We start from the raw sequence: 9,380 nt of genomic DNA on the forward strand, positions 1-9,380 counted from the left end.
AACAAATTAAGGAAGGTTACTTTTTTTATCCCTCCTTCGTCATTTCATATTGTCTATCCTCATGTGGATATGGTGCCTGACTATTTGTCCAATACTACCGGCAAGGTTTCTACGGATAACTTTTACTGGACAAGTCGCCTGATTGCCGCTATGGCCGATGCCAGCTTTAAACAATCTCGAAACCTGATTGAACGTTATCAAAATAAAGTGGCTGCCAAAGCTCATGAAATCATTCACAAAACCGATGCGCTGTTAGCACAGGAAGAAACAGAAGAGCGCAAAAAAGAAATCCGCACACAGGCCAATCAAGCCATTGCCGATATGGCAAAAGAAGCAGCGGATGAATCCTTGTCTAAAGTTTTGTTTGAATTAAGTTCAATCATGAAAAATGCGTATGCCCGCAGTGATGCCTAGTACAGAAAGGATTAAATAAAATGATGTATAGAACAAGCTACGATGGTCCATTTAGTAAGATTTATATGTCCAGTGATGGTCAGGTTTTGACTGGATTGTGGTTTGAAGGATCCAGAGATGAAATCAAACATGGAAAAGATTTTATCGAGAAAGATTTATCCATTTTCAATCAGACAAAAGAATGGCTGGATATCTATTTTTCAGGGAAAGAGCCTTCCTTTTTACCACCGTATAAACTGAATCAGGTAACACCATTTCGTCAGCTTGTAATTGATCAAATGCTTCAGATTCCTTTTGGAAAAGTAGTGACGTATAAGGATATTGCTGAAAATATCGCAAAGATCAAAGGAATGGATAAAATGTCAACGCAGGCGGTAGGTGGTGCTGTGGGCTGGAATCCAATCTGTATTTTGATTCCCTGTCATCGTGTGGTCGGCTCGAATGGAAGCTTGACCGGTTATGGTGGTGGCATAGCCAATAAAGTCAAACTCTTAGAAAGCGAAGGACACGATCTATCAAAATTTATTGTCCCGACAAAAGGAACTGCTTTATGAAACGCTGCAGCTGGTGTAATATGAATAACCCATTATATATTCGTTATCACGATGAAGAATGGGGAAAGCCTAATTTTGATGAGCGATATTTATTGGAGATGTTGATTTTAGAATCCTTTCAGGCTGGTCTATCCTGGGAATGCGTATTAAATAGGCGAGAAGCTTTTCGCCAGGCTTATGATCAGTTTGATCTGGATAAAATTTGTGCGTATGACGAAGATAAGCTGCAGGAACTTGCCCAAAATAAAGGAATCATACGCAATCGTTTAAAAATCAAAGCGAGTGTGGTAAATGCCAGGATTTTTAAAGCCATTCAAAAAGAACAGGGAAGTTTTTATGCTTACTTAATGACTTTTACCAATGGGAAAATTTATAAAGAAGTTGGTTTGACTAGCTCGAAGTTATCGGATGAAATTTCTAAGGATCTGAAAAAGCGTGGTATGAAATTTGTCGGTACGACCATCATCTACTCGTATCTACAGGCGATCGGAGTCATTAATTCTCACGATGAAAACTGTGATTTGTACAATTTATAAGATCCAGAGGTTCTTTTTCTATGGTCTTTAGTGCTGTAGATTTGATTTTGACCAGATGCTTATAAGCGGTACTGGATGTGTAAAGTTGTCTTTTTTAAAGATAATACAATTTTGTTTTTACTTTTTTGTGTTTTTTTGAACTGAATTGACATAGGGTCATATTCTTTGTTATCTTGGCTAACGGAATGAAAGGAATTGATATGAAAAAATTAACGAGTAAACAGTATCGTTTGATATCACTTTTATTATTTTCAATGTTTTTCGGTGCTGGTAACCTGATTTTCCCACCTCTTGTTGGACGTTTGGCTGGCCATGAGACGTGGTGGACGATGCTGGCCTTTGGGATTACAGCCGTTGTTTTGCCTGTATTAGGGGTTGTAGCTGTCAGTAAATCAAAGGGACTGATGAATCTTGCAGGCCGTGTTCATCCGGTGTTTGCGGTTTTCTTTACGATTGTCATCTATATGTCCATCGGGCCCTTCTTGGGTATCCCGCGTGCGGGAAGTTTGCCTTTTGTGATGGCGGTTCAACCTTATCTGCCAAAATCGGTTCCGATGGATCTTGCTTTGCTGGCTTATACGGTGATCTTTTTTCTTGTCGCTTTTTGGCTCTGCGTTACACCAAGCAAGTTGCTTGATCGTGTTGGTAAAGTCTTAACGCCGACTTTACTGATGTTGATGTTGATTTTATTTGTTGCCAGTTTAATTCATCCTTTAGGAAACTATCAGGCAGCAACAGGATCCTATGCATCAAGCCCTTTGCTACAAGGCTTTGTAGACGGATATCAAACCATGGATGCTGTGGCGGCCTTAAACTTTGGATTGGTAATTACACAAGTCATTGAGGGGTTTGGTATCAGCCAGCAAGATAGTCCGAAAGTGACGCTTCGTGCGGGATTAGGTGCAGGAACTATACTAATGTTGATTTACTTAATGCTGGCCCACCTTGGTGCCAGTTCAGCAGGTGTTTTGTCGGCAGAGAATGGAGCTGAAATTCTTCGTGGTGTGGCCAATCAACTTTTTGGTGGTCTGGGGGCCATCCTCATGGCTTTGATCTTTACCTTAGCTTGTTTGACCACCTGCGTGGGGTTACTTTCAAGTATTTCACAATACTTTTATAGTCTTACAAAAAAAGGTTCTTATAAGGCGTGGCTAGTGATGTGGGTTGTGATTTCAACCATTTTAGCCAACTTTGGTTTAAATCAAATCTTAGCTTATTCAGTAGCTGTTCTAGTAGCCATTTATCCAGTGGCCATCATTTTGATTTTATTAGGTAATTCACCAATTGAATCAAAACTGACTTATCGCTTAACTGTTGGTGTAGCCGGTGCGATTAGTTTGGTGCAAATGCTGGCGAGCTTGAATTTGCCTATTCCTGTTCTATATAATCTTTACCTACAATTGCCACTTGCGAATTTAGGTCTGGCATGGGCATTACCCAGTGTTATTGCGTTTGGACTGGGTATGGCTATCGACTGGCTAAAAAAGGCTTGATTTCTTTTCTGCTTTTCACAGCTAATTAAAAGTGGCTTAGAGATTTTATTTACATACTTTTAGCCACTTTTTTGCTATGTGGTGATTTATCGCGTGTTTACTTTTCTTTTGCTATTTAGCTGTATAGATATGAGTAGAGTAAATGAAGTAAGATTTATCATTTATAGTTTTGTAGATAGAGTGTGCATAGTAAAATCACTACCACTATTAAACATTGTAGAATATGACCTTTACAATGAAGTAACCAGGCAAAAGTAGTAAGTAAAAAGTACCTGTTAAGGCATTGAAATGACTTTGTTGATGCAAACCGTTCTTCAACTTTCAAGCATTTCTATCTTTCCTTGGGTAATAGCTACCCCAACACATACAAACTGATAATAGAGCTTGAAAAGAGTCTATTATCATGATATGATGCTTACGCACTTACTTTAAGCTCGAATGTGGCTTAAGGCGGAAGGAGGATACGACATGAAAAAGGGAATTCATCCGGAATACCATCGTGTTAAATGTATCTGTACATCTTGTGGCGCAAAATTTGAAACAGGAAGTACGATCAAAAAAGACGAATTGCGTGTAGATACTTGCAGTAACTGTCACCCATTCTTCACTGGTCGTCAGCGTTTCGCAGCTGCTCAGGGACGTATTGAGAAATTTAACAAGAAATATGGTCTGAAAAGCGGACAATAAGTGATACAATAGAAACAGCGTTAAACGCTGTTTTTTTCATATATAGGAGATACATATGCAGATCAAATCAAAACGAATGGAAGTATTTAAACCATCTGTCTTTACAGGTTTAAAATATTTGAAACAAGACTATACAAAGAAAACGGGAAAAGATACGATTGATTTTTCTATCGGTTCACCCAATATTGCCCCGGAGCCATCGATTATGAAGGTCATGCAGGAATCTGTGATGGTGCCTGAAAATTATAAGTATGCCATTACGGATCTTCCCCAGATGAAAGAGGCCATTCATGACTGGTATAAAAATCGTTATGATGTAGAATTAGAACCGAATGAAATGGTTTGCCTGCAAGGTTCACAGGAAGCTCTAAGCACTTTGTTTTTGGCGACTTGTGATCAAGGCGATATTGTCTTAGTGCCGGATCCTTATTATCCTATTTTCAGTGATGGACCTAAGATTGCCGGTGCGACTGTGGAGTATATGCCTTTACTGGAAGAAAATGGATATTTGATTGATTTTGATGCGATGGATCCGGAAATAGCGAAAAAGGCAAAAATGATGATCGTATCGTATCCAAACAATCCTACTTGTGCAATTGCTCCGGATTCTTTCTATGAAGAGCTGATCGCCTTTGCGAAAAAATATGACATCATGGTACTCCATGATAATGCCTATAGTGAACTTGTCTTTGATGGAAAGATCGGTAAAAGCTTTTTATCGTTTGAAGGTGCCAAAGAGATTGGAATCGAATTAAATTCATTCTCTAAAACATTTGGTATGGCCGGTGCCCGCTTAGGTGTTTGTGTAGGCAACAAAGATATTATCGAAGTTTACAGTACATTAAAATCCAATATGGATTATGGTATCTTTTTGCCGGTTCAATATGCCGGTATTGAAGCTTTACGTCATGGTGGTCAGGGCATTCATTCTACATGCCAGGCTTATCAGGATCGAAGAGATGTGCTTGTCAAAGAGTTTGCCGAAGCCGGCTGGATCATTCCTAAAAGTCCGGCAACGATGTTTTCCTGGGCAAAAATCCCGGAAAAGTATGAAGACTCCAAAGCCTTTGTATTAGATTTGTTGGAGAAAACCGGCATTGTCGTAACACCGGGTCAGGCTTTTGGTAAGCAGGGAGAACGCTATGTCCGATTAGCTTTGGTGCAGGATGAAAGTGCCATCAAAGAAGCGGCCAGACGATTAAAAGAAACACATTTCTTTAAATAAAGTAGAAAAGTCATTCAGGAAAAAATTTTCTTGAATGATTTTTTTGTCTTTTTTGGACTTTTTATCGTAATGAATAGTATGAAATGTCCTAGATGTAAGAATGAAGATCCAAGATTATTTGGTTATGACAATGGTGTTTATTATTGTCGAAGGTGTATTCCTTTTTCCAGAATGAATATAGGGGATACTATTTTGCCTTGTACTTTATCTAAGAAGGTCTGGAAGGGAAAACCAGAACTAGATTATGAATTGACCAATGCACAAAAAAAGGCATCTCATAAGGCGCTTTCGTATTTAAAACAAGGAAAGGATGTGTTTGTGTATGCCGCAACCGGTGCCGGTAAAACGGAGATTACGTTTGAAAGTATTTGTTATTACCTGGCATTGGGAAAGAAAGTAGCCTTTGCGATCAGTCGCAGGCAGGTGGTTTTAGAAATTGCCCAACGTTTGCGCAAAGCCTTTAAAGGCTTATCTGTTGTAGAAGTGGCGCAGGATTATACATCAATCACAGATGGCGATTTGATTGTCTGTACGATGCATCAGTTATATCGTTACCCTTATGGATTTGATTTGTTGATACTGGATGAAGTGGATGCCTTTCCTTTTGCCGGGAATCAACTTTTAGAACAGATCGTGCATCTTTCCTGTAAAGGACAGAAAATGTATCTCAGTGCCACACCATCAAAAGAAATACTTCTTCAGATCCAACAAAAAAAGATGGAAATGGTAGAGTTGTTTGTACGACCTCACGGATATCCTTTGATCATCCCCAAAGTAATCCAGGCAGCCATATGGAGGCAAGTTTTAGTTCTTGTTCGCTTTTGCAGGGGCTGTAAGAAAGAAAATAAACAAGTTTTAGTGTTTGTACCACGCCGCAATGATTGCCTTTGGATGACAGTTTTACTGAACTTTTTTGTTAAGACGAAGGGAGTTCATTCCCAGACAGAAGATAAAGATCAGATTTTAGAAGATTACCGACAAAAGAAAATTGATGTTTTAGTGTGCACAACTTTGTTAGAAAGAGGAATTACAATTCCCAGTGTGCAGGTTGCGGTGTTTGAAGGACAACACGCGGTTTATACCGCAGCCAGTTTGATTCAGATTTTCGGACGTATCGGAAGATCTATGAAAGATCCCTCCGGGAAAGGAATTTGTTTATGTCAATACGCCAGTTCATCCATTCGAGAGTGCGTTCGTATTTTGAAGCAAATGAACGCTTCTGTCTAATTTGTAATGAGTCTTTGGACTCCATACAGAGTGTAGATTTACTTTCTTTTTGTCTTTGTAAAAGATGTCGCAACCAATTTCGAGTGTGTAAAAAGATTTATAAAATCAATCAAGTGGAATGGCATGTATTGTATGAATATGATGATTTTTTAGAGCGCCTATTTTTCCGTTATAAGGAACAATGTGATCGCGTGTTGGCACCAGTCTTTTTAGAACCAATTCATTCGTATTTACATAAAATGAAAAAGTACACAGTTTGTTCGCTTTGTTCCAGTGACAAAAAGCGTATGCAAAGAGGGTTTGATCCATTATCCGATATTTTTACCTTTTATGATGTACCGATCGCATCTCCTTTATATAAAAAGAAAGAGCATAAACAAAGCAAGCTTTCTAAAAAAGAGCGAGAAAAGGTAAACGATGTGATTTTCAGAAAAGAACAATATACGCTTGCCGATAAGCCGATTTTACTGGTTGATGATGTCTGTACGACCGGCTCCAGTTTACAAAGAGGAATTGAATTATTGTCTCCAAACAAAGTTTTTGTGATTGCCGCTCATCCGTTATGGCTTTCTAAACATCAAGAAATGATTGTAGAAAAAAAGAGCCTCTTTTGGTAGAATGAAGCAAAAGGGGAGTTGTTATGACCGCAAGAAAACCGAAAGACGAAATTTCCAGACTGTTGGATTCTTTTCAGGAAGAAGAAGTACTGGAAGAAAAAATGGAAGGTTTTACCGCACAGAAAAGAAGACAGGATCGCATGCAGCGAGCTTCCAGACAGACGGTAGAGCCAGAACCGGTTCAAAATGAAACGAATGATACGATCGTTTTGCGTCCGGAACCAAAGAAAACAGAATCGGCTGGAACCACTGTTATGTTTGATCCGGAAAAGATCGAGGAAGAAGATACAGATACCAATAAAACCGTTGTGATCAACGATAATGAGATTCAATCTCTACTGGATGAGGATAAACCACCAAAATTACGGCGAGAGGTTGTATCGCATGGTGGTTCTTCGCATCGAAAAGAGCCTATGCCGCATAAAAAGCCAACGAAGAAAAAAGGGTTATCACCGGCTGCTGTTGTGGGAATCGTGATTGCTGCTCTTATGGTAGTGGGAATCCTTGGTTTTGGTGTTTATACGTTGATGAATTCAGGAAAAGAAGATAAAACTGAAGAAGTCACCAAGAAACAGAAACGGGCTTATGATTCGATTATTGACTGGTTAGATTCTTTAACCGGTGATGATTATGATGGAATTGAAGATATGGAAGATGATTACGATTCTTTGACAAAAGAGCAGAAGAAAAAGTTAAATGATTACTTTGAGAAGATCACCGGTTCTACTTTTGATGAGCTTTTGGCAAAGGCAAAATCGGACAGTAAAAAAGACTCTTCGAACAATAATGCCAAAATCGCAGAGTTAAAAGCGCAATTAAAAAGTTTACAGTCTCAATTATCGGATGCACAGTCGGATCTAAATGATGCGAATTCTCGCTTATCAAGTGCACAAAGTGATTATGATAACTGGAATAATAAGCTTTCGACCTGGCAAAATACAAATGCGCAATTGGAGCAGAAACAAACGGAACTCAGTACTTTGGAAGCACGTATGAAGGAACTCCAGAATATTCCGGCTGATCAGATTTCAGAAGAGGAATTGACAGAGCTTACACAGTCATATAAGAAACAAGCTTCCTTACAGCAGGAGATTTCTAATCTGCAGTGGAAATTAAATGGAATTGGGGATTATTCTTCCATTCAGTCACATGTGAATTCTGCATCCTCTGAAGTTTCACAGGCACAGTCGGATGTGGATTCGGCACAAAGCACGATTGATCAGTTAACGTCGCAAATTCAGGAAGTACAAGATCGAATCGATGCGTTAGAGTCATGATTTTACAAAGGGTTTAAAAACCCTTTTCTTTTTCTTTAACTGTGAATTGATTTTTGTTATGATGTTAAGGGTAAAACGTTAAGGACGGTGATTGCATGCGCAATGCGATTATAATGGCAGCGGGCAAAGGAACCCGAATGAAGTCAACACTCAGTAAGGTCATGCACCCTATCATTGACAGACCAATGTTGGGGTATATTGTCGATGCACTAAGAGCGGTACATGTTGAAAGAATTCTGATTGTTGTCGGCTATCAGGCACAAAGCATTCAAGATGCGTTCAGTGATTGTGAATTTGCTTTGCAGGAACCACAGTTGGGTACCGGCCATGCGATCATGCAGTGTAAGCAGTTGGCAGATGCAAAGGGAGATACGTTGATCATCAACGGAGATGGTCCTTGTATTCAGCCGGAAACATTGGAAAAGCTGTTTCAGGCCAATCAGGATGCCTCATTAACGTTACTCAGTGCTGTGTTGGAAGATGGCGCCCATTACGGACGTATCGTTCGAGATGAAAACGGCAATGTCTTATCCATCGTAGAGGCCAAAGATTGTACGCCGGAACAAAGAGAAATTCGTGAAATCAATGCAGGCATGTATTGTTTTAAAAACGAGGATCTTTTCGCTCATATTGATGATCTTCAGCCAAACAATGCACAAAATGAATATTATTTAACGGATATGGTCAGTATTCTGGCGAATCTGGGAAAGAAAGTCAATGCGTGTGTGATCGAAGATCGAGATGAAGTGATGGGAATCAACGATTGTGTAGAGTTAAATAAAGCGTATGTATGGATGCGAAATCACATCAATACAGGATGGATGAAGCAAGGCGTGCAGATCGTAGATCCGTTGAGAACCGTCATCGGAAAAGATGTAAAGATCGGACACGATGTGATCATTCATCCCAACGTAGAAATATTAGGAGAAACGGAAATCGGAGATTTTGTGGAAATTCTTCCGGGTTCGTATATAAAGGATGCAGTCATCGGCGATCATGCCATGATTGATTCCAGTAAGGTCGTCAGCACCAGGGTAGAAGCTAATCAAAGTGTAGGCCCGATGGCGTACCTTCATTCAGGATAAAACTATCGCGTATCAAAAACAGACAAAATAGTATCAGGGAAGAGGAAAGGAACAATCATGGAAAACACTATTGTATTTGGATTATCATCCAGCAAGAATTTGGCAGAACATATCTGCGAAGAATTAGGAATGGAATTAGGAAAAAGCAAGGTGAATCACTTTGCGGACGGAGAAGTTTTAGTGGAACTGGGAGAAAGTGTGCGTGGAAAACACGTATATTTCGTACAGAGTACCAACTGCCCGGTCAATGATAATTTAATGGAAA

Annotated in this window: 11 protein-coding genes; all 11 read left to right on the top strand. The window is 39.5% G+C overall.

What is annotated here, in order from left to right; translation table 11 throughout:
• A partial coding sequence (locus U0M88_RS09440; protein ID WP_331869648.1) for a C69 family dipeptidase occupies positions 1–414 on the top strand: 414 nt, incomplete at its 5' end.
• A gap of 20 nt (positions 415–434) precedes the next feature.
• Entirely contained in the window at positions 435–968 is a 534-nt protein-coding gene (locus U0M88_RS09445) for a methylated-DNA--[protein]-cysteine S-methyltransferase (RefSeq protein WP_331869649.1), read from the top strand.
• 20 nt (positions 969–988) lie between these two features.
• A complete protein-coding gene (locus tag U0M88_RS09450) occupies positions 989–1,504 on the top strand; it encodes a DNA-3-methyladenine glycosylase I (RefSeq protein WP_259295355.1) in 516 nt (171 codons plus the stop codon).
• Positions 1,505–1,689: 185 nt separating this feature from the next.
• The gene (gene brnQ / locus U0M88_RS09455) at positions 1,690–2,997 is read left to right on the top strand and encodes a branched-chain amino acid transport system II carrier protein (RefSeq protein WP_331869650.1); all 1,308 of its coding nucleotides are present in this window, start codon (positions 1,690–1,692) and stop codon (positions 2,995–2,997) included.
• A 468-nt stretch (positions 2,998–3,465) separates the two neighbouring features.
• Entirely contained in the window at positions 3,466–3,684 is a 219-nt protein-coding gene (gene rpmE / locus U0M88_RS09460; protein ID WP_331869651.1) for a 50S ribosomal protein L31, read from the top strand.
• A gap of 55 nt (positions 3,685–3,739) precedes the next feature.
• Positions 3,740–4,909, top strand: coding sequence for an aminotransferase class I/II-fold pyridoxal phosphate-dependent enzyme (locus U0M88_RS09465; RefSeq protein ID WP_195222241.1), 1,170 nt, complete (start codon positions 3,740–3,742; stop codon positions 4,907–4,909).
• A gap of 69 nt (positions 4,910–4,978) precedes the next feature.
• A complete protein-coding gene (locus U0M88_RS09470) occupies positions 4,979–6,136 on the top strand; it encodes a helicase-related protein (protein WP_331869652.1) in 1,158 nt (385 codons plus the stop codon).
• Between the two features lie 83 nt (positions 6,137–6,219).
• Complete coding sequence (locus U0M88_RS09475) at positions 6,220–6,753, top strand: ComF family protein (protein ID WP_331869653.1); 534 nt, start codon at positions 6,220–6,222, stop codon at positions 6,751–6,753.
• A 23-nt stretch (positions 6,754–6,776) separates the two neighbouring features.
• Positions 6,777–8,030 carry a hypothetical protein gene (locus U0M88_RS09480; protein ID WP_331869654.1) on the top strand — a complete coding sequence of 418 codons (1,254 nt, stop codon included), beginning with the start codon at positions 6,777–6,779 and terminating at the stop codon, positions 8,028–8,030.
• A gap of 113 nt (positions 8,031–8,143) precedes the next feature.
• Positions 8,144–9,115, top strand: coding sequence for a bifunctional UDP-N-acetylglucosamine diphosphorylase/glucosamine-1-phosphate N-acetyltransferase GlmU (locus U0M88_RS09485; RefSeq protein WP_331869655.1), 972 nt, complete (start codon positions 8,144–8,146; stop codon positions 9,113–9,115).
• 57 nt (positions 9,116–9,172) lie between these two features.
• Positions 9,173–9,380 (top strand): ribose-phosphate pyrophosphokinase-like domain-containing protein (locus U0M88_RS09490; RefSeq protein ID WP_331869656.1); only part of this gene is annotated, 208 nt, incomplete at its 3' end.

Origin of the sequence: Faecalicoccus sp. (assembly GCF_036552745.1) — a bacterium.
In the GTDB taxonomy this organism is placed as follows: Bacteria; Bacillota_I; Bacilli_A; order Erysipelotrichales; family Erysipelotrichaceae; genus Faecalicoccus.

Coding starts and splice junctions, on each gene's coding strand:
- U0M88_RS09445 (WP_331869649.1), top strand. CDS start 435: ATGATGTATAGAACAAGCTACGATGGTCCATTTAGTAAGATTTATATG.
- U0M88_RS09450 (WP_259295355.1), top strand. CDS start 989: ATGAATAACCCATTATATATTCGTTATCACGATGAAGAATGGGGAAAG.
- brnQ (WP_331869650.1), top strand. CDS start 1,690: ATGAAAGGAATTGATATGAAAAAATTAACGAGTAAACAGTATCGTTTG.
- rpmE (WP_331869651.1), top strand. CDS start 3,466: ATGAAAAAGGGAATTCATCCGGAATACCATCGTGTTAAATGTATCTGT.
- U0M88_RS09465 (WP_195222241.1), top strand. CDS start 3,740: ATGCAGATCAAATCAAAACGAATGGAAGTATTTAAACCATCTGTCTTT.
- U0M88_RS09470 (WP_331869652.1), top strand. CDS start 4,979: ATGAATAGTATGAAATGTCCTAGATGTAAGAATGAAGATCCAAGATTA.
- U0M88_RS09480 (WP_331869654.1), top strand. CDS start 6,777: ATGACCGCAAGAAAACCGAAAGACGAAATTTCCAGACTGTTGGATTCT.
- U0M88_RS09485 (WP_331869655.1), top strand. CDS start 8,144: ATGGCAGCGGGCAAAGGAACCCGAATGAAGTCAACACTCAGTAAGGTC.